The organism is Kribbella sp. NPDC051936 (assembly GCF_040680955.1).
Taxonomy (GTDB): domain Bacteria; phylum Actinomycetota; class Actinomycetes; order Propionibacteriales; family Kribbellaceae; genus Kribbella.
This window is the reverse complement of record NZ_JBFAXS010000003.1, coordinates 41,470-64,750: the sequence shown is the minus strand read 5'-3', so window position 1 is coordinate 64,750 and position 23,281 is coordinate 41,470. Positions and strand designations below refer to the sequence as shown.

20 protein-coding genes are annotated in these 23,281 nt (G+C 68.9%); 9 read left to right on the top strand and 11 right to left on the bottom strand.

Annotated features, from left to right (window positions below; translation table 11 throughout):
• Positions 1-103: 103 nt before the first annotated feature.
• The 7 genes from eccD to AB0L64_RS10510 all read left to right on the top strand — a co-directional run bounded on the left by eccD (position 104) and on the right by AB0L64_RS10510 (position 8,442).
• Entirely contained in the window at positions 104-1,432 is a 1,329-nt protein-coding gene (gene eccD / locus AB0L64_RS10540; protein ID WP_363709916.1) for a type VII secretion integral membrane protein EccD, read from the top strand.
• Positions 1,433-1,435: 3 nt separating this feature from the next.
• Positions 1,436-2,851, top strand: a complete 1,416-nt coding sequence (gene eccB / locus AB0L64_RS10535; protein ID WP_363709915.1) for a type VII secretion protein EccB — start codon at positions 1,436-1,438, stop codon at positions 2,849-2,851.
• 87 nt (positions 2,852-2,938) lie between these two features.
• The gene (locus AB0L64_RS10530) at positions 2,939-3,262 is read left to right on the top strand and encodes a hypothetical protein (protein WP_363709914.1); all 324 of its coding nucleotides are present in this window, start codon (positions 2,939-2,941) and stop codon (positions 3,260-3,262) included.
• A gap of 12 nt (positions 3,263-3,274) precedes the next feature.
• Complete coding sequence (locus AB0L64_RS10525; RefSeq protein WP_363709913.1) at positions 3,275-4,471, top strand: hypothetical protein; 1,197 nt, start codon at positions 3,275-3,277, stop codon at positions 4,469-4,471.
• A 305-nt stretch (positions 4,472-4,776) separates the two neighbouring features.
• Positions 4,777-5,550, top strand: a complete 774-nt coding sequence (locus tag AB0L64_RS10520) for a type VII secretion protein EccE (protein ID WP_363709912.1) — start codon at positions 4,777-4,779, stop codon at positions 5,548-5,550.
• A 211-nt stretch (positions 5,551-5,761) separates the two neighbouring features.
• Positions 5,762-6,796 (top strand): helix-turn-helix transcriptional regulator, encoded by a 1,035-nt coding sequence (locus AB0L64_RS10515; protein ID WP_363709911.1) that lies wholly within the window; start codon positions 5,762-5,764, stop codon positions 6,794-6,796.
• Positions 6,793-8,442 carry a right-handed parallel beta-helix repeat-containing protein gene (locus AB0L64_RS10510; RefSeq protein ID WP_363709910.1) on the top strand — a complete coding sequence of 550 codons (1,650 nt, stop codon included), beginning with the start codon at positions 6,793-6,795 and terminating at the stop codon, positions 8,440-8,442. The genes AB0L64_RS10515 and AB0L64_RS10510 overlap by 4 nt, the downstream gene beginning before the upstream one ends.
• Here AB0L64_RS10510 and AB0L64_RS10505 read toward each other — a convergent pair.
• Positions 8,437-9,003 (bottom strand): hypothetical protein, encoded by a 567-nt coding sequence (locus AB0L64_RS10505; protein WP_363709909.1) that lies wholly within the window; start codon positions 9,001-9,003, stop codon positions 8,437-8,439. The two genes, AB0L64_RS10510 and AB0L64_RS10505, sit on opposite strands and share 6 nt — an antisense overlap.
• Entirely contained in the window at positions 9,000-9,566 is a 567-nt protein-coding gene (locus AB0L64_RS10500; RefSeq protein ID WP_363709908.1) for a hypothetical protein, read from the bottom strand. Before AB0L64_RS10500 ends, AB0L64_RS10505 begins: the two co-directional genes overlap by 4 nt.
• A 127-nt stretch (positions 9,567-9,693) precedes the next feature.
• Between AB0L64_RS10500 and AB0L64_RS10495 the strand changes: the two genes are divergently transcribed.
• Complete coding sequence (locus tag AB0L64_RS10495) at positions 9,694-11,193, top strand: protein kinase (RefSeq protein ID WP_363709907.1); 1,500 nt, start codon at positions 9,694-9,696, stop codon at positions 11,191-11,193.
• On the opposite strand, the gene AB0L64_RS10490 is transcribed toward AB0L64_RS10495, so the two are convergent.
• The 6 genes from AB0L64_RS10490 to AB0L64_RS10465 all read right to left on the bottom strand — a co-directional run bounded on the left by AB0L64_RS10490 (position 11,194) and on the right by AB0L64_RS10465 (position 19,970).
• Positions 11,194-13,230 carry a transglutaminaseTgpA domain-containing protein gene (locus tag AB0L64_RS10490; RefSeq protein ID WP_363709906.1) on the bottom strand — a complete coding sequence of 679 codons (2,037 nt, stop codon included), beginning with the start codon at positions 13,228-13,230 and terminating at the stop codon, positions 11,194-11,196. It lies immediately after the preceding gene.
• Positions 13,227-14,354 (bottom strand): DUF58 domain-containing protein, encoded by a 1,128-nt coding sequence (locus AB0L64_RS10485; RefSeq protein ID WP_363709905.1) that lies wholly within the window; start codon positions 14,352-14,354, stop codon positions 13,227-13,229. Before AB0L64_RS10485 ends, AB0L64_RS10490 begins: the two co-directional genes overlap by 4 nt.
• Positions 14,351-15,349: a MoxR family ATPase gene (locus tag AB0L64_RS10480; RefSeq protein ID WP_363710522.1), complete on the bottom strand. Its 999-nt coding sequence runs from the start codon at positions 15,347-15,349 to the stop codon at positions 14,351-14,353. The genes AB0L64_RS10485 and AB0L64_RS10480 overlap by 4 nt, the downstream gene beginning before the upstream one ends.
• Positions 15,349-17,703 (bottom strand): fibronectin type III domain-containing protein, encoded by a 2,355-nt coding sequence (locus AB0L64_RS10475; RefSeq protein WP_363709904.1) that lies wholly within the window; start codon positions 17,701-17,703, stop codon positions 15,349-15,351. The genes AB0L64_RS10480 and AB0L64_RS10475 overlap by 1 nt, the downstream gene beginning before the upstream one ends.
• A gap of 78 nt (positions 17,704-17,781) precedes the next feature.
• Entirely contained in the window at positions 17,782-19,125 is a 1,344-nt protein-coding gene (locus AB0L64_RS10470; RefSeq protein WP_363709903.1) for a BTAD domain-containing putative transcriptional regulator, read from the bottom strand.
• A gap of 293 nt (positions 19,126-19,418) precedes the next feature.
• Positions 19,419-19,970 carry a hypothetical protein gene (locus tag AB0L64_RS10465; RefSeq protein ID WP_363709902.1) on the bottom strand — a complete coding sequence of 184 codons (552 nt, stop codon included), beginning with the start codon at positions 19,968-19,970 and terminating at the stop codon, positions 19,419-19,421.
• 83 nt (positions 19,971-20,053) lie between these two features.
• Between AB0L64_RS10465 and AB0L64_RS10460 the strand changes: the two genes are divergently transcribed.
• On the top strand, positions 20,054-20,392 hold the full coding sequence (locus tag AB0L64_RS10460; protein ID WP_363709901.1) for a hypothetical protein: 339 nt from the start codon (positions 20,054-20,056) through the stop codon (positions 20,390-20,392).
• 700 nt (positions 20,393-21,092) lie between these two features.
• Here AB0L64_RS10460 and AB0L64_RS10455 read toward each other — a convergent pair.
• The 3 genes from AB0L64_RS10455 to AB0L64_RS10445 are packed head-to-tail and all read right to left on the bottom strand — an operon-like array spanning position 21,093 to position 23,148.
• Positions 21,093-21,674, bottom strand: coding sequence for a VUT family protein (locus tag AB0L64_RS10455; RefSeq protein WP_363709900.1), 582 nt, complete (start codon positions 21,672-21,674; stop codon positions 21,093-21,095).
• Between the two features lie 11 nt (positions 21,675-21,685).
• Positions 21,686-22,279 (bottom strand): 7-cyano-7-deazaguanine synthase, encoded by a 594-nt coding sequence (locus tag AB0L64_RS10450; protein WP_363709899.1) that lies wholly within the window; start codon positions 22,277-22,279, stop codon positions 21,686-21,688.
• Positions 22,276-23,148: a PfkB family carbohydrate kinase gene (locus AB0L64_RS10445; RefSeq protein ID WP_363709898.1), complete on the bottom strand. Its 873-nt coding sequence runs from the start codon at positions 23,146-23,148 to the stop codon at positions 22,276-22,278. The genes AB0L64_RS10450 and AB0L64_RS10445 overlap by 4 nt, the downstream gene beginning before the upstream one ends.
• Positions 23,149-23,281 lie beyond the last annotated feature (133 nt).

Genomic DNA, 23,281 nt, shown 5'->3' with positions numbered 1-23,281 from the left:
TAGGTCGCCGCAACGCCGTACAGCCGGCTGCGGCCACTAGCTGACTGGCCGCAAGCTGCAAGCACACGGCCGGCGCCGGTTGCCGCGTGTCACGGTGACGGACGTGAGCATTCGTGGACTGGTCAAGGTCACCATCGACGCACCCGAACGCCGCATCGACCTGGCACTTCCCGAGCGGTCGACGGTGGCCGAGGTGCTGCCCGGCATCCTGCGGCACGCGGGTGACGACCTCGCCGACCTCGGCGCACTGCAGGGCGGCTGGATCCTGCGTCGCCCGGACGGTGAGGCGCTGCAGACACACCGGGACCTCGCCGCGCAGGAGGTCCGGGACGGCGAGGTCCTGCATCTCGCACCCGCACACCAGCACTGGCCGGAGCTGGAGTACGACGACCTGGTGGACGCGATCGCCACCGACGCACGAGCCGGCGGCCGGGCATGGACTGCGGGCGCGACCCGCTGGTGCGGGCTGATCGCCGGAGCGGTCGCACTACTCACCACGCTCGTCATCCAGTTGCGTGGCGGCCGATCGTCGGACGACGTCGCGTTCTTCGCTCTGGTTGTCGCAGGAGTGTTGATGGCGGTCGGTGTCGTCCTGTCACGGGCTGTTGGCGATGCGGCCGCCGCTGCGTTGGCCGGCGCGATGTCGTTGGTGTTCGCGTTCACCGGTGGAGCATTGTTGCCTGGCGCAACTTTGGTCGGCGCACCACAGCTGACCGCGGGCGGTGCTGTGCTGCTGTTGTTCGGCTTGCTCGGGTACGTCGGGATCGCCCGGCACACCGCCGTCTTCGTCGCCTCGGTGACTGCCGGAGTGCTGGCGGTGGCAGCCGGCTGGTTGGGTGGCGGGCTGGACGGGACCCGCTCCGCTGCCGTCGTCGGCGCCGTGGCGGTCGCGGTGATCCCGATGGCTTCTCCGTTCGCGATGCGGCTCGGCCGGCTGCCCAAGCCCGTTTTGCCCACCAGCGCGGCGGATCTGCTCGCCGATGCTCCCCAACCGCCACGTCGGCTGGTGTATGCCGCCGTACTGCGGTCGGCGGCGATCTACACAGGCATGCTCGCCGGACTGGCCGCCGGGCTGGCCGGATGCCTGTCGATTCTCGCCCGTTCGCCATCTACGCCTGCACGCATCCTGGTGATGCTCGCCGTCGGCGTCTGCTTGTTGCGGGCGCGGCTGCTGCCGGTGGTGGCGCATCGGCTCAGCCTCATCGGCGCCGGTCTCTTCGGCCTCGGCTGGTTGCTGGTGTTGACGCCGTACTCGTTGCTGGTCTTCGCAGCAGTCTCCGCGTTCCTCGGGCTTTGGTACGCGCGGCACAAACCAGGGGCTTACCTGGGCCGGTACGCCGAGCTGACAGAGCTGGTCCTGGTGCTGTTGATCGTGCCGGTCGTGCTGTGGGTGCTCGGACTGTACGCGTACGTGCGCGGGCTGGGCGGGTGACCGATGGCGTCTAAGCGGGATCAACTGCAGTCACACCAGTTCGTACAGCAGCGCATGACACATGCCTTGCTGCTGCGGGAGACCGATCCCGAGTTCCCGCCGTTCCGTCGCGGGATCGTCGCGATGCTGGTCGGTATCGGGCTGGCGGTTCTCGTACTGGCGGGGGTGGGTGTCTACGGCCAACTGTCGCCCGGTGGGAAGACCTCGTGGCAGAGCGGTGACCGAGTCATCGTCGAGAAGGAGACCGGGACCCGGTACGTGTACCGCGACGGCGTGCTCTACCCCGCAGCCAACTACGTGTCGGCGTTGCTGCTGGCCAACAAGTACAGCGCGCCGCTCATGGTCTCCGCGAAGTCGCTGCTCGGCGTGCCGCGCGGCCAACGGGTGGGCATCCCGGACGCACCGGATTCCTTGCCGTCCAAGAGCCGGCTGCTCGGGAGCGGCTGGTCGTTGTGTGGCCGGCCAGAGGTCGACTCGTCGGGCAGTCCGATCGTACGGTCGGTGCTGCTCGTAGGCACCGAGCAGTCCGGCGCAGCGGCAGAGTCCTTGCTGGTCGTCGGGCCGGATGGCCGGCGGTACCTGATCTGGCGCGGCTACCGGCACCTGATCCAGCAGCAGGCGACAGTCGCCGCAGCGCTTGCTCTGAACACCGAGGCATGGCTGCAAGTCCCGTCCGTCTGGCTGGACCTGGTCCCGTCCGGTCCACCGCTCGGACCGATCTCCGTCCCTGGTGCGGGCACGCCGTCGGCGCTGTTGCGTCCAGGGCGGATCGGCACGCTGTACGTCGTACAGACCTCTACCGGGCAAGGACAGTACTACCTGCTGCAGCGGGACCGGTTGATGGCGATCAGCTCGTTGCAGTACGACGTACAGCGCGCTGCGCCGGTGACTCGTAAGGCCTACCCGGGGTCCGTGCCGGAGGCTGTTGCGCTGGATCCGACCGTGGTGGCACAGGTCGCGGGTGGGATGGATACGCCGACGACGGACTCGGCGCTGCCGGCGACGCGGCCGACGTTCGCGCGCCCGGCGTCCTCTGGGGACTCGGTGTGTGCGGTGTTCGGAGGTGGTGAGTTCCGCCCACGCTTCACGCTGGCTGGATCGCTGCCCGCGGCCGGCGAGGCTGGAGTGACCACGGGGCGCGGGCCCGGTGGTCTGCCGTTGGCCGACGTGGTCGTCGTACCACCTGGGCAGGGCGCGGTCGTGGAGTCCATGGCGTCGTCCGGTCAGCCGGCCGGATCCGGGGCGCTGTCGTTCATCAGCGATCTCGGACGGCGCTACCAGCTCGCGAGTCGCGACGTACTGGGCATTCTCGGCTACGACGGGCCGCCGGTGGTCCGGCTGCCCGCGGAGCTGGTCAGCCGGCTGCCTGCCGGTCACGCGCTGGATCCCGAGGCGGCGACCTCCCCGATCGGCCCCTAGCTGACGTCCGGTGACCTGATGCGGTCGGGCCGCCGGGCCGACCCCGGATCCCTGATGTGGTGCACACGACGAACCCGAGGAGGAAGTATGGACATCGGCACGCTGACCGTGATGCCTGACGAGCTGCGCCAGTTCGCGGCGCTCGCGCCCCTGTCGACCGTCACTCCGGTCTCCGGAACGGTCCAGGCGACACCGCCGCTCGCCGGCCCGATGCCGGAGAGCGCGACGGTCGAGGCGCACGTGCGTTTCTGCGTCGAGAACACCGGCCAGGTCACGCTGCAGGCGACGAGCGGGATCGCGTCGCTGATCGACAGCGCGCTGTCGATCGCCGGGCTGTTCGAGTCGACCGACCTCGCGAGCGCGGCCGCGCACGGAGCGCTCGCCGGCGAGTTGCCGACGGCAACGGACTGACGGGAGCCGACGATGGGCGCGTACTTCGGGATGGAACTGAACGCGATGGCGACGATGCTCTACGGGCAGCGCGCCGAACCGTGGCACGCCGGCGCCGACATGTGGGGCTCGGCCTGCGGGCAGCTGCTCGCGACCCACGGCGACCTCGGCGCCGCCAACAGCGTCATCGGCACCTGGCCGCAGAGCATCGGCTCGCTGTCGCAGGTGGCGTTCGACGGGCAGGTCGTGGGCAGTCTCGCGTCGCTCGGCGAGTGGGCCGCGTACACCGGCGCGATGTCCGCCGCGCTGCGGCTCGGCGGGACGGCGCTGAACGCCGCGCAGGCGGTGATGCCGGCGCTGCAGAGCGGGTACGACACCGCCGTCGCGCTGAGCGGCGTACCGATCATCGGGCCGTTCGCGGCGCAGGTCGCGGTCGGCCTGCAGCAGGTCGGCGCCGGGATGATGGAAGCGGTCGGTGTCGTCATGCAGGCGCCCACCGCCGTACCGCAGCCGACCCAGGGCTGGCAGGGACCGGGGGGCGGCGCACCGATGCCGTCGTCGCCGGTGACCGCTGCGTCCGTGACGGACGTGCTGGATGCGACGGACAAGTTGTTCGACGTGATGACGAAGGGCGCCAGTCTGGTCCAGACGATCTCCGGTCTGGCGCAGTCGGGGAGTCTTGGGAGCGGACAGGATGCGCTGGACAAGCTGCCCGGGTACGAGAACTTGCCCGGCACGCTGATCCACCCGGACCTGCCGACGCTGGCCGGCGGGACGGCAACGGTGCCGGCGTCGGTTCCCGACCCGTCGATCGGTGTCCCGCTGACACCGGGCGGGTCGCCCGGCGGGATCCCGGCCGCGGTCCTCGCCGGAACATTCGGTGCGGGCTCCCTACGGACCACACCGGCCGCCGCCTCCGCGGTGGCGGGTGCGCGGATCGCGGCCGGGAGCGAGCCTGCGTTGGCCGGCAGCACTGCCCGTGCCGCGGCGGCGGCCAAGTCGACGCCGGCGATCGCACCGCCGATGGCCGGCGCCTCGGGCGGCGGCTCGAACGAGATCCGCAACGGCGCACGCAAACGCTCCCGGCAGGACCTAGGTCGCACCGGAGTCCAGCCCGACCTCCAAGGCCGCGCCGCCCAGGACTCCCCCGCACAGTTCACCCTCCCCACCCCCCGCCGCCGACCAACAGGCCCACACCTCGACAACGAACTCTTCAGCCCACTCCCATGACCCCACCACCAACCATCCCGGCCGCCGGCATCCCCAGCCTCCCAGCTTCACCGCAGTCCGCTGGGGGTCCTGTCCTCGCCACAGTCGCCCCACCGCGTACCGCCACCACCTCGCCCGGCACCTCCGCCTTGCCTGGCGCAGCCGTCTCGTTGCGTGTGGCTGCCCAGTTGCACCGGCCGGCCCCGGCGGCCGCCGGATCGGCCGGTGCGCCGGTGTCGGGCGCTACGGCCCAACCGCATGCTCTGCCGGCAAGTGCGCCACAGGAGGCGCCGCCTGCTTCAAGTGCGCGTCTGCGGGTTGGGCTGGTGCAGCTGGTCTGCTGGGAGGTCGCGCTCGGGGCGGCGGCAGGCTTGGCGGGGCGAGGCCCGGCGACGGATGTGGTCGCGGGGCTGGTCGTGGTCGGGGTCTTCGGTGTGACGGCTACCGGGTGGCGTGGGTTGTGGTGCTTCCAGTGGATCCGGCTAGCTCTCGGCTACCTGCTGCGGGGACCGCGCTTCGTGGCGGTCGAGGCGTACCGCGGGCGGCTCGAACTCGGCGACGTCGACGCCGGCACGGTCATCCGGCCCGACGGCGTCACGGTGCTGCTGGAGACCGACGTACCGCCGGACGCAGCGCCGGCCGATCTGGTGGAGGACCGCACCGACCTGCGCATCAAGCTGATCCGCCGCCCTGGCCGAGCCTGGATCGCGATCACCGCAGTCCGCTCCGTCGACCGCCGCGAAAACACCGAACTGGATCTTCTCATGTCCAACACAGTCCGACGGCTGACCAAGCGCCTCCACCGCCGGGGCCTCCGCGCCGAGCCGCTAGGCCCGAGCGACCTCACCAACCTGCTCGCCTCGCTGACCCCGAAGCAAATCTCCGAAGAGTGGGACGCACTCGACCTCGGCACCGGCCGCTACCGGATGTACGCCGTACCTCCGCACCTCGCTCTCCAGCAGGCAGGCGCGGTCACCGTCACCACGTCGAGCGACCTCGACCACGCCCTGGTCGTGGCCCACGCCGACGCCCCGCAAGGCCCGGACGCGGTCCACCAGACCGGTCGGCAACGGGCCGCGTTCCTGGCTGCGCTCCCTTGATCGAGCGTGGCTGGAGCCCCGCTGGACAGCCGCTGTATCGGGTGTACCAGGCGTGGACATCCGCAAGATCCCCGCTGGACGGGGCCCCGCGATGGTTCTGGTGTTCCGACCGAGTCCTGGCGACTCACCGAATCGAGCGAGGTGTCCCGTGTACCAGTCAGAGCCCTCCGAAGGCGCTTCGTACCCCCGTGCGGCTCGTTACCCGCGAGCCGTGAAATCCGCACCGCACGTCCGCACCACCGGCCTGCGACTCGCCCACCTGGGCGTCGACGCGACCGCCGAGCGCACCTATCTGGTGATCCTCGAGCGGCCCTCGTGGACCCCGGCCGAGCTCGGCGACCGGCTCGGGCTGGACGAGGCCGCGACGCGCGAAGTGATCCAGCACCTGAGCGGCCTCGGCCTGCTCGCCCGGGACAGCGCGGGCGACGTCGTACGGCCACTCAACCCCCGGCTCAGCCTCACCGCCCTGCTCGCCGAACGCGAGGCCGACCTGGCGCGCGTCACCCGTGACCTGGAACGCAGCCGGGTCGCTGCGGCCGAGATCGCCGGCGAGTTCGCCCGCCGCCACCCGGCACCGCTCGGAGACGGCAACAGTGCGCTGGACTGGGCCGGCAGCCCGGCCGCCGCACAGCGCACGCTCGAGGGGCTGCTCAAGTCGGCCGCGGGTGAGGTGCTGGTCAGTACACCGGCCACCGCCGCGCTGTCCGACCCGATCGCCGGTCTCCGCGAGCTGGGTACCGCTGTGCTGGCGCCCCACGTCCGTTACCGCATTCTTGTTCCGGACGCCGCCCGCACGGATCCCATGCTGTCGAGACGGCTGCAGCAGTTGAGCCGCAACGGAGCCCAGGTCCGTACGGCGCCCACGGTCCCCCTCTGCGCCATGATCGTCGACGCGGCGACCGTAGCCCTACCGGCCGACCGGACCGGTCGCGGATCGGTCAGCATCCTCCGGCTGGCCGCGGCTGTCGGGGCCATGACCGAACTGTTCGAGCGTGTCTGGCACACCGCCACCCCGTTGCGTCAGCCGACCGGTTTGGGCGACGCGTCCGGCCTGACGGTCCGCGAACGCGAAGTGCTCTCACTACTCGGTGACGGCGGCACCGACGCGTCAGCGGCCGCGCAGTTGGGTGTCTCGGTCCGTACGGTCCGCCGGATGGTCTCCGAGATGATGGCGCGTCTCGGCGCCCAGAGCAGGTTCCAGGCCGGAGTCAAGGCGGCCGACCGCGGCTGGGTGGGTACGCGATGAGCCGCACGCTCCTGGTGGCACCGGACCGCCCAAGCGCCTACCCGAGTATCGGTGCCGCTGTACTCGACGCTCCGGACGGCGCCGTCGTCTCGATCGCTCCCGGCGTCTACCGGGAAACCATCGATCTCGCCGACCGTTCGGTGACCCTGACCGCCGACGCGGGCGAGGTGGTCATCGACGCCAGCTCCGCACAGAGCCCCGTACTGCGCTCCTCGGGCGGACGGCTCGTACTGCGTGAGCTGACCATCCGCGGCGGCGATGCGCCTGCCGTAGACCTGAACGGCGGGACCCTGCGCGCCGAACGGTGCACGCTGACAACCACCTTCGGCGCTGTCGCACTCGTCGCCGGTCCGGCCGAGGTGTCGCTGTCGCACTGCCAGATCGACGGCGGCGAGCACGGCCTGGTCCTTGAGGACTGCACAGCGCAGATCGAGCACACCAAGGTGTCCGGTGCCTCCGCGGACGGTGTCATCGTCCGTCTCGGCGCAGCCGTCGTACTGCGCGACTGCCAGATCACCGACTGCGGGCGGCGCGGCATTTACGCGTACCAGCACGGCCGGCCCACCATCGAGAGCTGCGAGGTCACCGGCACCGCAGAAGCCGGCGTACTGATCGCCTACGAGTCCACGGCGGTACTGCGGCACACGCTGGTCCGCGACACCGCCGGACCGGCTGTGGTGTTCGGACGCCGCTGCCGGGGCGAAGTGCTGTCCTGTCGTTGGGAGAACACCGCCGAGCCGGCTCTCGACGTCGCTGAGCCTGAACTGGTCACCGTGACCGCCGCTGTCCAGACAGAGGCAAGGGCAACCACCGAAGAGCCTGCCGCGGCCGATGTGGAGTCGCTGCTCGCGGAGCTGGACGCCATGGTCGGTCTGGCCGGTGTGAAGGACGAAGTGCGGAGTCTGATCGACGAGATCCAGGTCAACGAATGGCGACGGAAGGCCGGACTGCCGGTCGGGAGCTTGAGTCATCACCTGGTGTTCGCGGGCGCACCTGGCACCGGCAAGACCACAGTGGCTCGCATCTACGGCAAGCTGCTCGCGGCACTCGGCGTACTGCCGAAGGGGCAGTTCAACGAAGTCGCACGGCGCGATCTTGTCGGCCAGTACCTCGGGCACACCGCGGAGAAGACCACGGTCGTGTTCCAGGAAGCGAACGGCGGCGTGCTGTTCATCGACGAGGCGTACGCGCTGTCCCGCGCCGGCGCCGAGAACGACAGCTTCGGCCAGGAGGCGATCGACACCCTGGTCAAGCTGATGGAGGACCACCGCGACGAGGCCGCGGTCATCGTCGCCGGGTACAGCGCCGAGATGCTCCGCTTCCTGGATGCCAACCCCGGACTCGCCTCCAGGTTCTCGAAGACGATCGACTTCGAGAACTACTCCGCCGACGACCTGACGCTCATCGTGCAGCGGATGGTCGCCGCGCACGAGTACGACCTGGACGACGGCACCACACCGATCCTGCAGCGGCATTTCGCCGTCGCCTCACAGGCCGCGAACTTCGGCAACGCCCGGGACGCCCGTCGGCTGTTCGACCGGGTCCGGAAGGCGCAGTCGCAGCGTCTGCGCCGGCTGGGCGGGATGCCGAGCATCAGCGACCTGCGCACGTTGCAGGTCGAGGACGTGACCGCAGCCGTGTCATGAGGCCGTGTCGAGTACGACGACGAACCGCGAGAGCAGTGCGGACACCCCGTCGAGTACGGCGCAGAGCTGGGCGGCCGGTTCGCCCGGCTCTTCCCCGACCTGCTCGCCGATGGTCGCCAGCACTTCGCAGTGCGCCCACAGCGACGGTGCGACCCAGCCCCACTGCCACAGCTCGTAAGTCATCGGGCCCACCGTCGCCAGCGGCTCCAGCCCCGGTACGCCGATCGCGAAGTGCCCCGGATCGTCTGGACGGTTGCCCAGGCCCACAAACAAGGGCCGCAACCGGTAACGATGCGCGAACGCGACCGCATCGTCGACCGGAGCCAGCACGCCGCGGCGCAGCAAGGCGTCCGCGTGCTGCTCCGCGTTGTCGACACGGGCGGCTTCGCACTCGGCGAACAGGTTCGTCACCTCGGCCGACCGGTGCGCGAGTTCCCAGACACGGAACTCGGGTTCACTCAGGAGCTCCGCCGTGCGGCCGATGCGAACGGCGTGCCGCATCGGGTCCCCGGCGAAGTACGGCCCGGCGCCGTGGCCGATCGGAAACACCGGCGCGCTCACGACCCGCCCTCCGGTACGGCGATGTCGAGACACGCCGCACCGGACGCGAGCAGCGGGTGCAGCGCGGTCAGTACGGCGCCCACGTCGGCGTGGCGTTCTTGGCACGCGATCAGGAGACTGGGAGACAGATGGCACCACAACCACAGGTCGTAGAGGGTTCGGGTCATCCCGACGAGCGATTGGGCAGTCGTCCCCGTCGTGAACACCGTGGTGACCTCAAGGGAGTTCCCGTGGCCGATGTGCAGCGGGAGCAACCTGTGACGCGCCGCGAAGTCCGCCGGGGCGTCCAGGTCGACCTCAGCGAGCAGGGTCCTGCTCAGCAAGCTCTCGATCAGCAGTGCGGCGTCCTGGATCTTTCTGCCTGCCAGGAGCGCAGTCATGCGCGCCCGGTCCCAAGGGTCGCGGTTCTCGGCCAGACCGTGAGCCAGTGCCCAGACCGCGAATTCCTCGTCGCCCAACTCGACGATCTCCCATCCGAGGCGTACCTGCTGGACATGAACGTCCTCGGCGTCCGCGTAGTACGTCCCGAGGCACTGGCCGATCGGGAACATCAGCGTGCTCATACTGCTCACGCTCGCAGCCGCTCCGGGGTCCGCCGCACCGCTTGCAGCATGTGGCCAGTGTGTGGCCGCAGGCGCCGCAGAGGCATGGACGACCTGTTCGCACGGGAAGATGGGACACGTGACAAACATGGCAGGACCTGACTCCGTCCCGGCGCTCCCGGGGTGCACGGACGTGGTCCTGGTCCGCGCCGGGATCCCGAGCGTGTACCGATGCCTGCGGCAAGGAACAGCGATCAATGCGCTGGTCTACTCGGTCCGCGTCGATGCGAGTACCGCGGCGACGTTCAGCAAGCAGGCCAATGCGTTGCAGGGCGTGGACCATCCGCACGTGGCGCCGGTTCTCGAGTCCGGCGTCGTCGACGGCTTCCCGTACCTGATCAGCGTCGCCGACACCGGGACGCTCGCGGAGCAGGTGCGTAGCCAGCTGCGCTCGCCTGCTGAGCTCGCTGTCCTCGGCCGGCAGCTCGCTGAGGGCCTGGCCACGCTGCACGGCGCCGGGCTGATCCACGGGGGTCTAACGCCCGGCGCGGTGGTTCTGCAGCCGGATGGGCGTCCGCTGCTGTCCGCACTCACACTTGGACTCGGCCAGCACACCGGTCACGCCGCCCTGAACTCACCGAGCCAGTTGTACGTCGCCCCGGAGACGCTGCGGGACGGGACGCTCACTGCGTCGTCAGACCTGTACGCGTTGGGTGCCGTGCTGCACGCAGCGATCAGCGGGAAGCCGCCGCTGGCCGCACGGATGGGTGAAACGGCCGGGGAGCACATCCTGCGCGTGCTGAACGAGCCGCCGGAGCGTCTCGACGTACTGCCGGACGCGTTCGCGGAGGTGATCGCACGTCTGCTGGAGAAGGACCCGGCGAAGCGCCTGGTGTCCGCGGAGGTCGTCGCCGCGGCCCTGGCAGCGTTGGCGACGCCGACGACCCCGCCGATGCCTCCAGTACGACCGGTCACCGCCACACCGGCTCCCCCGGCACCAAGAGCGCGCGCTCCGCGCCCGGCAACACCGTTGCCCCGCCCTGCTGTCATGTCTCGAGCTCTCCTCCGCTCGTCGCCGGCCGCGCCGCCTCCCGCGGCAGCAACTCCAGCCGCACCGCCTCCTGCTACGCCAGCTCAGGCGGTCGCCCCACCTCCGCAAGCGCCGAGCGCACCGCCACAGCCGGTCGCCCCGACCCCACAACCGACCCCACAACCGACCGCAGCGTCGGCGGCGGTCAGCAGCAAGCGACGTAGCTGGCTGCTGGTGGCGGCAAGTGTTGTCGTCGCAGCCGCCGTCATCACGACCCTTGCCGTGGTCAACCGCAAAGGCCAGACCGACCCCCCTCCGCTCAGCGCCCCGACACCGACGACTGCCTCCACACCGGCGCTCGTGGTCAAGCTCAACCCGCCGGCCGACCACAGCACCTACGTCGAGCTCAGTTGGAGCGGACCGCCCGACGTCAACTACGTGGTCGTCGTCGCTCAGGCCGGCAAGCGCGCCGACACCAAGCTCGTCTACAAGCACACCAAGTACCGCGTGGCGGTCGTGCCCGGCATCCAGTACTGCTTCGCGGTGCAGGCCACCGACGGCATCAACCAGATCGAGACCGACCCGCGCCCGATCCGCGACGCCCAGTGCGAGCGCTGATCAGCCGATCAGGCTGCGCACGCTGAACGTCGTACGGACCCGCTCCGACAACCCTCCCGCGGCCAGCCCGCGCTGGGCCTTCCGTACGGCGGACCAGGCGAACTCCCGGTCCGGGTCGGAGTCCTGCCCCGACCACAACGCCCGGTCCAGACACCCCGCCAGCAACGTCATCGCCTGCGACACCGGACCGTCCGAGTCGCGCGCCAGATCGCGTGCCGTGGCGGCCGGTGTCACGCGCATGCCGTGGTCCCGCAGCAGATCACGGGCCTCTGCCCATGCTCCGAGCGTCCCGTGCCGCCGGCGCCGTCTCCGCCGTACCGCCTTCGCCGCGGGAACACCGACGATCCACAACACCAGCAGCGCTCCGGCCGCGGCAGCAACCACGCTCAGCACACCCCAGCCCGGCCAGTGGTACGTCGTCTTCGCGTCCGGCACGGGCAGCGTCGGCTCGGACTGGTGTTCGCGCTCGATCTCCTTCGTCGACGGCAACTGCTTCCGTACCGACTCCGCGGCGCCGGCCAGTCCACCGCCCGCCTTGGACACCGCCGTCCCGGTGGGGTCGAGCGCGACCCAGCCGACACCGGTCACCGCGACCTCGGGCCAGGCCAGGACGTCACGGTTCCGGATCACGTACGTCCCGTCCGGGCTCGGTGTGTCGGGATGCTTGAAGCCCACCACCAGCCTTGCCGGTAGTCCGAGCAGCCGGGCCATCACGACGTACGCCGCGGCGAACTGCTCCGACGTACCGCGCTTGCTCCGCAGCAGGAAGTGGTTGAGCTGCGGATACCCGTGACCGGTGGGGAGGTTCTCGCCGGTGGCCAGCTTGTAGTTCGTCCGCAGGTACTTCTCGAGCACCAGCGCCAGCTGGAACGACGGGCGTACGTCGCCGGCGATGCTGCGTGCCAGCTCGTCGATACCTGCCGGCACCTCACCGAGATCGGCGCTGCTGCCCGCGTCCGCGTCGATGCCCGACGACGCGAGCTGCTCCGCATCGACCGTCGGCTCGGCCCAGCTGACCCGGTACTGCGACGGCCGCTTCTCCTCGGCCAGCAGCGCACCGGACGCCGGATCGACCAGCAGCGGCTGGTCGTCCACGACGGACAGCGTGCGCGTCTGGCTCGGCAGCCAAGGCAGTGACCAGTCCGCGAGCGCGACGTCCGCGGACTGGCGCCGTACCGGCACCTTCACCCGCGAGTCGAGCGGCAGCTCGCGACCCAGACGCTGAAACTTCGGCGCGGCCGTCCAGGTGACACCATCAAAGTTGTCCAGGGCAATGACCGGCCAGCGGTCCACTGGGCCGTCCGCGCGCGCGGTGAACACCACCGTGTCCGGCTCGCGCAGCCGCGCGGCCACCTCGGTCAGTGGGTTGCTGAGAACAGTCGGCGAGTCAGGCGGGCTCGGCTTCGCGAGGTGAACCGACGTCGACGCTGGCAAGGCAAGTCCGAGTGTGGTGGCACCGACCGCCATAGCAGCGAGCGCAGCGACCAGGCGGACCCAAGCAGCACGCTCACCCGGCCACTGCAGCAGAACCAACGCGAAACAACCAGCAAGCGCCAGTCCAACCAGTACTGCATCCAGTCCGGTCACTGTCACATACGCCTGCGACAGACCAGCCACCACAACCGCGGGTAGCAGCGCCAACAGCCGAGAGCGTTGCAGAACACGCGCACCGACAAGGCACGCCAGCAAAACAAGCACTGGGACGAACGCGACCAAGTCCGGCGACGGGCTGGCCGGCCACGTCGACTCGAGCGTACGACGCCAGCCGGACGTCACGGCCTCCCAAAGCGATACCGGCCGGCCGGCGGCACCAGGTATGACCACCAGCAGCGCCACGACACCACCGACCAGCGTCAGCGGGACTCGCGCACGGGCAAGTTGCGGTCGACGCAGAATCGCTTCCTCAACCAGAAACGCAACAAAAGCGACCGCCAACATCGGCCACAGCACAGCCGACGTACCGAACAGCGGCGCGAACAGCAGCCCCGCCACCACACCGGCAGCAAGCACTCCGAGGACTGGTAGACGTCGACTCATGCTGGGACTGCGTTCCAGGCGTCGACGGCGGTCTGTGCTGCACCGGCGTGGATGACGTGGACACTTGCGCCGGTGTGCAACGACGGCTCGTCGCGTGTCAGGTCGATGTACACGACAGGGCGGTAGCTCGAGCTGACGCTCGGCATCGCGGCCAGCCCGGCAGTGTCGCCGGTCAGCACGACCAGCGCGCCACCGTCATGGGCAACAGGCAGGGACTCGAGCAGGTTGGTCGTGGACGCCGCCTGCTCCACTCTGGCGAGTTCGTCGAGCAGGTCGCTCACGGACTGTACGTCGTGGTCCATGCCGCACGGCGTGGTGAGTCGAAGGCGCTGACCTGACTGTGCGGCGACCACCAGGATCGATGCCGCAACCGAAACAGCGGTGTCGAACTGGTCCGCGGTGAGCGCGGCCGTCCTCGTGTCCAGCAGGAGCTGCAGCCGCGGCTGATCCGGGTCGACGTACTCACGCACCATCAACCGGCCTGCGCGCGCGGACGCCTTCCAGTGCACGTGGCGGACCTCGTCACCGGGGACGTACTCACGCAAGCGGCGCAGATCGATCGAGCCACGCAGCGGTCCGGCCGACACAGGCCCTTCGAAGTGATGGCGTTGCCGGATACCGGCCGCCGTCCGAGCGGCGTACCGCTTCGGGTGTACGAGAAGCGTTGCCACGCTGCCGATCGACACTTGGCAGGAGACGAGCCCGAACGGGTCGGACCGGCGCAGCAGCAACGGCCCGACAGGCAGCGGTCCTCGACGGGCGGTCGGGAGCTCGTAGTGGTACGTCGCGACGCCGTTCGGCGCCAGCGCTGCGACCGCTACCTCGGGCTGGTGCGCGCCGGCGTTGTCCGCAGCGACGAAGGCCGGCTGCCGACGTGTGGACTCGTTACGCACCACCAGCCGCGCCAACGCCGGCTGACCGCACTCGACGCGGTCCGGGTACAGCACACGCTCCACAGCGACCTTCGGCCGACGCACGACGGTCAGCACGCTGACGAGTACCGCGGCCAGACCAGCACCGGCCAGCACTCGCAGCATCGGGTAGCCGAGCAGCTGACCTGCCACCAGCAAGGCGACGGAGCCGGCCAGCACTCCCCAGGCTCGTAGCGTGAGCCTGGTTCTCATGGCACGACGCCAAGAGCCCGCTTGAGGTCACGCCGTACCGGGTTGCCAGGTGCCGGGGTGTCTTCGAGTACGTCGTCCACGACGCTCTCCGCCGTACGACGAGCCAGCGTGGCCTCCGCGGTCAGGACCAGGCGATGCGCGAGCACCGGATGCGCGATGCCCTTCACGTCGTCCGGTGTCACGAACGACCGCCCGTCCGTCGCCGCAATCGCCCGGGCCGCGCGGATCAGAGCGATGCTGCCACGCGGGCTTGCGCCGTACCGGACCGCGCTGTGCAGCCGGGTCGCGGCGGCGAGACGCACGGCGTACGCCATCACCGCCTCGTCGACGTACACCGACCGGACCGCGGCGATGACAGCGCTCAGCGTCTCCGGGTCGATCACCGGCTCCAGGTCGTCCGGTGTCGGTCCGGCGCCGTCCAACGCCACGATCTCCACCTCGGCGTCCAGGTCCGGGTAGCCCATCTCGATCCGGAGCAGAAAACGGTCCAGCTGCGCCTCCGGCAACCGGTACGTGCCCTCCATCTCGATCGGGTTCTGCGTGGCCAGCACCATGAACGGGTCCGGCACGCGGTGCGTGTCCGCGTCGACGGTGACCTGCCGCTCGGCCATCACCTCGAGCAGCGCGGACTGCGTCTTCGGCGTACCGCGGTTGACCTCGTCGGCGAGGACGACGTTCGCGAACACACCACCGGGGTGGAACACGAACCGGCCCTGCCCCTGGTCGTACACGACCACACCGGTGATGTCGCCGGGCAGCAGGTCAGGTGTGAACTGGATCCGGCTCCAGCGGCCGCCGATGCTGCGCGCCAGACTGCGGGCCAAGCTGGTCTTGCCCAGCCCCGGCAGGTCCTCGATCAGCAGATGCCCGCCGGCGAACAGCGTCACGACCGCCAGCCGGACGACCTGCGGCTTGCCGCGGATCACCCGCTGGACGTTCGTGGCGATCAGCTCGTACGCCTGCTGCGGCTCCATGCCACGCTCCGGGTCCCGCATCACCACTGCGCATCCTTCCGTGCATTCTTCCGCGCATGCTTCCGTGCATGCTTCCGTTGACGCGACGTACGTCGTACCCGTGCGGTCGGCGTACTTGCCGGAGGCAACGCCGGGGCTCCGGCGGTCGGAGCCGCCGTCGTGGAACCGGCTGCACCCGTAGCGGTCGCACTGCTGCTGTTGTTGCGCTCTCGCGTGATCGCCTTGACCGTGAACGTCAACTGCAGAGCAGTGAGCCCGGTGTAGCGGGTGCTGGTCGTTGTCACGGTCCTGTCCGCCTGGCCGGTGGCCGAGACGACGTAGTGCACCAACTGACCGCCATTGAGGTTCGGCGCGGTCCAAGTGAGCGACACCGAGCCCCTGCCCGGAGTGGCGGTGACCTTCGGGGCTGCAGCCGGGGCGTACGGGTAGACCGTGCGCGTGGCCGCGGAGCGCGGTGAGGTGCCCGCACTGTTCTTGGCGGTCACTCGGTAGCTCACGCCCTTGCCCAGCGCGGGCTTCAGCGTCGTCGAGGTCATGTACGTCGGCACTTGCGTCGTCGACCCGTCCGAGCCGAGCACTGTGTACCCGGACAGCGTGTAGTCGGAAGTACTGGGCGAGGTCCAGGAGACAGTGACGGAGCCATCGGCCTTGGTTGCCGCACTGACCTTCGTCGGAGCGTCCGGCGGCGCGGCGGTCCCGCCGATCGACGTCACCTTGGTGTCAACAGCCGGGCCGGTCCCGACGCGGTTGGTCGCGGCCACGGTGAAGATGTAGCCGCCGCCGTTCAGCAACTGGCTGAAGCTGTGGCTGCGGGTGCTGCCGCCGACAGTGACCGAGCCTGACGCCGGCAGGCCGACCACGAACGTGCCGGGCGCGACCCGGAAGCTCACCTTGTAGCCGGTGATCACAGCGCCGTTCGCACGGGCAGCCGTCCAGCTGACCGTCGCCTTTCCCTGGCCTGACTTGGCGGAGACCGATCCCGGCGCTCCCGGCGCGGCCGGCGGCGGCACGGTCGGCTTCGTCGGCTTGGCGGTCGGCTTCGCCGTCGGCTTGACCGTCGGCGGTGTGGTCGGCTCGGTGGTCTCGGTCGGAGTCGGCTTGCGCTCCGTCGTCCTGGGCTCGACCGTCTCGGTCCGGCGGGGTTTGTCCGGTCCGACGGTGACGTGGATCGGCGGCAGGATCGGTCGCCGGGTCGGCGGCGGTGTTGACGGCGGCGTCGAGGTCGGCGTACTGCTGGGCGTCGGGGTGCTCGGGCTCGGCGTCGGCTTCTCGGTCGCGGACGGCGACACCGGTTTGTTGCCGCCGTCGACGTCGACCTCCTTCACGGTCCCGTCGCCGTCGACGACGGTCACGACCTCACCGGTCTCGTCGTCGATGTAGATGCGGCCGTCCTGCCCGGGAGTCACTCGCGGCCCGTGCTTGTGATCGCCCTTCTTCTTGGCGAGCTCATGCGTGTGCAGCGGCTTGCCGTCGGGTCCGAACGTCCGGACGACGCGCTTCTCGGCGTCGAGAACCGCCACAGCGGCACCGGTCGCGGCGACAGCGTCGTACCGGCCTGGCGGCAGACTGATGCTCTCAGCAGCCTTGGTGCCGGCAGCGTCGACCAGCAACAACCGCTGCCCGGCCAGGATCGGGATGCGGCCCTTGACGTCGGACTGGGCTACTACGGCGTTGGCCGGAAGTGAGCCGCTGACGTCCATCGGCACGGCGCGCCCTGCCGTGTCACCGGTCAGCGGCGTCAGCGTCCGCTTCGACAGGTTGGCGAACGCAGGCTTACCGGCCACGCTCAGCAGCGCACCGGCATCGCCGGTCTGCCCCGGCAGCTCACAGGCCAGCGTGGTGGACGCCGGCGCCAGCCGGCAGAAGTGGTCGGCGTTCCGCAGCCAGAGCGCGCCGTCGGCGGTGGCGATCGCGCTGGACACCACACTGCCCACGGTGACCGTCTGCTGCTGGTCGCCGAGCCGGACGATCTGCCCGTGCTGCCGGTACACCAGGTACGGCCCGCTCTGCGCCTCGATACCGATCGGTTCCTCCGGGATCCCGATCCGGACCGTGCTCTTCACGGTCAAGTCGGACTTGCCGAACACGATCACCCCGTCCGCGCGGACGACGTACCCGTTGGTGGCGCCCTGGACGACCTGGCTGCCCGCCTCGGCCTGCACACCACGGACCTCGGCGTCGACACTCTTGCCGCCGCCGTCGACCCGGAAGACCGCGCCGACGGTCGCGTTGTAGACCCAGTGACCGGCCTGCTGGAAGGCGACCGCCGGTGCGCCGCGACCGAGCGCGGACAGGCCGACGAACGTCCCGAGGATCAACGCCGCGACCGTCCACCAGGCGACCGGCCGACGGATGGCACGGGCAATACGAGTCATGCGGCTACGGTGCCTTTCATCGGTCCAGTTGCGGTACAGCGGCGATACATCCGGCCATGAGTCGTCCGGAAGCGGTCGTCACGAGGCCACCGGGGACCGCGCCGGGTTCTCGGGTTCGCCCAGCTCGGCGAGGGCCGCGCGAGCCTCGACGGCGGTCGGCGACTCCGGCAGCAGCCGCAGCGCGCGACGCAGGTACTCCGCGGCCTGTTGCCGCGCACCGGTGCTCGCCTCGGCCAGAGCCAGGTTGACCAGCACAGTGCCCTCGGCGTCCCGGTCGTCGTGCACAGAGGCGACGCCGAGAGCCGCAGTGAACTCGACGCGTGCGTCGTGGACCCGACCGGCACGTGTCAGCGCGATGCCGAGGATATTGCGGGTGATGAGCTCGCCGTACCAGTCCTTACCTGACCGGGTCGCAGCTGCGACCTGAGCGACGAGCGGAGCCCACCCCGGCACGTTTCCACCGGTCTCGATGAACTGGTGCACCGCACTGGTCAGCAGCCACGCGTTCGAGACGTCGTCGGCCGCCAGCAGTTGGCTGATTGCAGTGGTGAACTCGGCGTGCCGGGTGGTGAACCAGTGGCGTGCCGCGGCCGCGTGCTGTCCGTTCAGTGCATCTGCGGCCTCGAGCACGGTCCGCACGTACGCATCAGGTCCGGGTGGCTCCGGCTTGGGCTCTTCCGGTACGTCGGTCAGCAGTTGCTGCTGCAGCGCGCGCAGCTCCGGCCCCGGCTCGGTGCCCAACTCGTCCACCAGCGCAGTCCGCGCTTTCTGGTACGCCGCGAGCGCGTCAGCCCGCCGTCCCGCGTCCCGGTAGGCAACGAGCAGCCGCACCCAGTTCGTCTCCCGCAACGGGTCCTCGGTCGTCAGGCCTCTGCAGAGTGCGACCGCGTCGGCGAACCGCGACGTACCGATCAACGCATCGGCGAGCCGCTCCCGGACAGACCAGTGCAACTCGGTCAACCGCGCTACTTCAGGCTGATGCCCATCGGTGACCAGCCCTTCGTACGGCGTACCTCGCCAGAGCGACTGTGCGGACTCCAGGTGCTTCACGGCCGCTGCCGCGTTGCCGGCGTCCAGGGCCTCGTCCCCCGCGGCCAGCAACGCCTGCAACCGATCGGAGTCCAGCTCACCGGCCTCCACGCGAATCCGGTACGCCTTGGACCTGCTCTCGATCCGCTGACCCTCCACACCGACCGGCGGGAGCGCTCTCCGCAGCTGCCAGATGTACGTCCCGATGTTGCGCTCAGCCGACACCGGCGGCGTCTTGCCGACCCAGACGGTGTCGATGATCTCGCCCACACCCACCCAGGTGTTGGCCTTCACCAACAGCAGCGCCAGCAGCGCCCGGGGCTTGTCGGCACGGATATAGCTGACCGCATCGGTGCCATCGATCTCCACCGGCCCCAGCACCCGGAACAACACCGCCGCACCACCTCCACCTGCGCTGGACTCACACCGAACCCCTCCGACGCAACAACCCACAACCCGGTTCCACACCCACCGCCCACGTCCCGCTACAGAAGGTAACCACCCACCCCCACCCCACGCCACCCCATGAAACCGGAACCGAAGGGTCAGCCGTACGCCCTCGCGGCGATGTCAGCGACCAGGTCGCCAAGTCCGGCCAGGTCACCGCGACCGGCACAATGACCTCCGACCAGCCGGCAACCCTCGCACCGTAGACCTCAGTGCCTTCGCTAAGGCACCGAACTCGATCACCGTTTCGGGGATGGGGCGGCGACCGTGAGGTTCGCGCTCAACGTCTGCGAATAGCGTCTGCCGCCTTGTTCATAGATGAACTCGACCCCCTTGGACATCAGCGGACGTCTCGTCGTGGAGATCCGAACATGCAGGTAGACGATCTTCTCGTCCGGCAAGGTCTGCCCCGGCAGCAGCGCGTACCCACGCACTTCGGTCGACGGCTTCCTGGACGGATCGTCACCAGCCGACCCACCACTGCTGTCCCACGACATCGGTACACCAGTGACAAACGCATCCTTGTCGAACAACCGAGCGCCGACAAACACGATGCCATCAGGCAACGTCCCAGGCCGAACATCCTCCAACGTCAACTTCTCCGACGACCGATTGGTGATCCCCGGCGCGAAGTACCAAACATCGTCGTTGACCTGAGCAGTCGGAATGCCAATCTCATACGAGCCTTCGTCGACACCGAAGGCATCCCCCTCACGGATCCTGCCCGGATCGCCAGAACCCCGCACCACCAATCCAACACCCACGCCGACGGCCACGAAGACCGCGGCCACAACGACAACGACTCTCCTCCGCACCCTCAAGCCCCTGTCTTGATACCTGCAGAAAGCTCCACGCAGTGTGGCAACATGCGGAAATGCCAGAGTTCCGCGTTCACGACGACCGTCACTATGCCATCCAGTTCCACTACGCCCTGCCGGACGACGCATGGTGCGTGGAACTGAGCGAAGCCACCCCGGCACCCGATACATGGGCCGACAATCCCGATGCACCGACCCACATCCCTGGACCGGCGTTCCTGGTCGCCGTCGTACCAGACGAGGACCCTGATCAGGAACCCACCGTCCACATCCGCAGCCACGACGAACACATCATCCCGTACGAGATCATGCGCTGGTTCATGCAAAAGGCAGCCGAGGAGGTCGAACGCCGCCGACTCACACTCGAGCAACAACCCCCTGAGCCAGACCACTGAATCCGCGTCCCGAGCAAGCGGTCCACTCTGAGCCCTCCTCCGTCGACAGTCAACGGGACCTCAACGCCCGGCTGAGCCGAAGTTCAAGCGAAAGCAAGAGCGCTGCACTGGATCACGCACCGACGAGCGGTACGCGGGGCCGGTAGTCATCCGGCACACGACCAACAGGCGGCTGATCACCCAGTCGCTCCGGAGCCGCCTCAGCCAATTTGGCTGAGTAATAGCCGACCTTCGCCCTGCCGGCGGAGCCGGCGGGCGCCCAACCTGGAGATTCGTAGAACCCCGCCCAACTCGAACCCACAACCCGCGGAGTCGTATATGAATTCGCTCATCGTTTGTCATCAATTACCAAATCTACCCGTGACCTGCGGATTCACACCACCAAGCTGCGCATCAGTGACCGTGCACAGCCATCACCTTCCGTCGATTCTGCTGAATAAACGCGGAGCGCTCGCGACTGCACAAATCGATGGTCCGTCGGGAGTCAGAGGAGGCCGTCGAGAAGGCACGCCTGCCAACCCGAGCGTCCGTGCATGTCCATGGCCGCACGCATCTCGGACCCGTAGGCCCCGAACCAGCAGGAAGGCGATCACGGCAGCCACAAGGCCAGTGATGACCGGGTCAGCATCACCGACGACTACGTCACATCACCGATCGCATCAAACGACATCGTGTTAGCGCCGTTCCGCGGCCTCACCGCTCATGGTGACCCGTCGTCGCGTAAGCGCGGCGAGGACGCGAGCCGGCGCGCCACGTTCAGGACGAGCATCACGACGAGTGATGCTTGGAGCTTTCCGATGAAGAGTGCAAGCGAGCCAGCGAGCGCGGCCGCGGCACCGAAGGCAACGGTCAGGAAGAGGACCGAATCGAGAAGTGAAGAGACCACATTGCTCATCGCCGCCGCCATGAACCGTCCGGCCGCCCGTAGCCGTTGATAGACGAGTGCATCTGACGACTCAGCGACGAGCATCGTGAAGCCGGAGGCGACCACGAGTGTGGGCGGGGCGACGATGGCGCTGACTGCGCTGGCTGTTGCGATGAGTAGAAGTGTCCCCCTGAGGCCGATTCGCTCGTGCAGCGAGTCACGGACCGCGAACATGAGCCCGATCAGTACGACGCCAGAGGGAGCCTGCAGCCCCCAGCCGATCGGGACAGTGTGAGGCGAGTCGAGTCCGTTGTTACGCCCAATGTTGTTGATCGCCCAGTTAGAGGCAGCAGCTGAGGTAAGGAACAGCACCGCGAGCAAGGCTGTCATACCCACGGCGGCCTTCGTGCGCGGCATTTGCCTCGGCCTCAGCGCAGTCGTTCGGCAGCAGTAAGCGTCGCGACTCTTTTGCGGCAGCCCGGGCAATCTCCGCAAGGGATGTTGTCACGGTGGCAGGAGTGAGTCCATGCCAACGTCGCATCGTCGATCTGGGAGCGCAGGAGCAGTTCTTCGGTCTGCAGGTCTTGTGCCGGTGCACTGACAGTCAGCCGCCCCTCCTGCACCCTGAGCAGCGCGGCCATCGACTCGAGAAAAGCGGGCGTTCCGTCGGCGTGGCGTTCACCATCGCCCGCCACAGTCCCGAGCATCACCTCATGCGTCCCACGACCGATTCCCCAAGCTGCAGCAAGCGTAATCAGCAGCTGGTTTCGATAAGGCCACCATTCCGTGGGGCGGCCGGCTGTTTCCTGATCGCTGACCAACAGCCCGCTGCCCACAGCGGAGGCGTCGACCGTGACGTGCGCGATCGGAATCCGCAGTTGCCGCGCGACCGCATCCGCCGCGCGACGTTCAGCGGTTGCTGGACGCTGTCCGTAGTTGATGCTGAGGCACAACTCGGGCCTCAACCACGCAGCGATGCAGGCGCTATCGAGACCGCCCGAGAGCAACAGCAGTCGGCTCATGACTGCTCCCTACGGTAGACCTCGCCGATCGCCGCCCAGCCTGCTTGGTAAACAGCAGTCGGGAGATCATCGGTGACTGTCGAGCCTGTGCCACGAAGCATCGTCCACTCATGCGCCGGCGGATGTCCGCAGAAGCCGATGACTGGGATCGATGCCTTCGTGGCCCAACCGACCTCAAAGACCGTCCCAGGGTCGGCTCCGTCAAGTAGCGCTAGGACAGCGTGACACGCTTGAAGGCCATCGAGGTCAGCCAGTGCGACCTCGTCGCCTCCTAGGCCGACGTCGTGGAATGGCGAGAAGACAGCGATGCCTGAGTCGCTGAGGCCACCGCGGACGACCTCGAGGAGCAGGCGCTCTGGCAGCGTGAAGAACGGCGCGGCAACATAAACTCGCGGAGTCTCGCCAATTGGAGTGAGCGGACTTGCAAGCGTGGCGAGTAGCTCGGGACTGACCTGCGGTATGCCGATGAGAGAGTGCGCGGCGGCAACCTGAGCACCGAACCGAGCTGCTTCGGTCGGCGCCGATGGGTCGAGCGCCCAGGCGTGCGTGAATCCCGCGGTGAATGCGTCGCCAGATCCGATCGGCCGAACGCGGTCGGTCGGAATGGCGCCGTACGCCTCAACACCGGCATCAGAGAAGACCAGACCGCCGAGCGCGCCGCGCTTGATCACCACCACATCAATGCCGCGACCCCGGATCTGATGGCCAGCTTCTATACAACCGAGACCGGTTTGGCGTTCCGCTTCGTTTGCGTTGAGGACAACAGCGAGCGACGTCGCGCTCGTCGAGTCCAGCATCGGTTCCAGGTCACCATGTTGAGGGTCGATGACCACACGTTCGCCAGTCACAGACCACGCCGTCTCAATCATGCCAAAGGCGACAACCACATCCGCGGCAACCTCAACCGGCCCCGCGACGAGAGACGAGCTCCACGTGGCTGGGGAGACTGGAGTCGCGTAGCGAAACGACAAGGGCTGCGGTCGGCCCGTGATCACCACAGCG

Coding starts and splice junctions, on each gene's coding strand:
- AB0L64_RS10490 (WP_363709906.1), bottom strand. CDS start 13,230: ATGAGTCGACGTCTACCAGTCCTCGGAGTGCTTGCTGCCGGTGTGGTG.
- AB0L64_RS10530 (WP_363709914.1), top strand. CDS start 2,939: ATGGACATCGGCACGCTGACCGTGATGCCTGACGAGCTGCGCCAGTTC.
- AB0L64_RS10485 (WP_363709905.1), bottom strand. CDS start 14,354: ATGAGAACCAGGCTCACGCTACGAGCCTGGGGAGTGCTGGCCGGCTCC.
- AB0L64_RS10455 (WP_363709900.1), bottom strand. CDS start 21,674: ATGCCGCGCACGAAGGCCGCCGTGGGTATGACAGCCTTGCTCGCGGTG.
- AB0L64_RS10475 (WP_363709904.1), bottom strand. CDS start 17,703: ATGACTCGTATTGCCCGTGCCATCCGTCGGCCGGTCGCCTGGTGGACG.
- eccB (WP_363709915.1), top strand. CDS start 1,436: ATGGCGTCTAAGCGGGATCAACTGCAGTCACACCAGTTCGTACAGCAG.
- AB0L64_RS10495 (WP_363709907.1), top strand. CDS start 9,694: ATGGCAGGACCTGACTCCGTCCCGGCGCTCCCGGGGTGCACGGACGTG.
- AB0L64_RS10450 (WP_363709899.1), bottom strand. CDS start 22,279: ATGAGCCGACTGCTGTTGCTCTCGGGCGGTCTCGATAGCGCCTGCATC.
- AB0L64_RS10460 (WP_363709901.1), top strand. CDS start 20,054: ATGCCAGAGTTCCGCGTTCACGACGACCGTCACTATGCCATCCAGTTC.
- AB0L64_RS10525 (WP_363709913.1), top strand. CDS start 3,275: ATGGGCGCGTACTTCGGGATGGAACTGAACGCGATGGCGACGATGCTC.
- AB0L64_RS10510 (WP_363709910.1), top strand. CDS start 6,793: ATGAGCCGCACGCTCCTGGTGGCACCGGACCGCCCAAGCGCCTACCCG.
- AB0L64_RS10480 (WP_363710522.1), bottom strand. CDS start 15,349: ATGCGGGACCCGGAGCGTGGCATGGAGCCGCAGCAGGCGTACGAGCTG.
- AB0L64_RS10445 (WP_363709898.1), bottom strand. CDS start 23,148: ATGATTGAGACGGCGTGGTCTGTGACTGGCGAACGTGTGGTCATCGAC.
- AB0L64_RS10500 (WP_363709908.1), bottom strand. CDS start 9,566: ATGAGCACGCTGATGTTCCCGATCGGCCAGTGCCTCGGGACGTACTAC.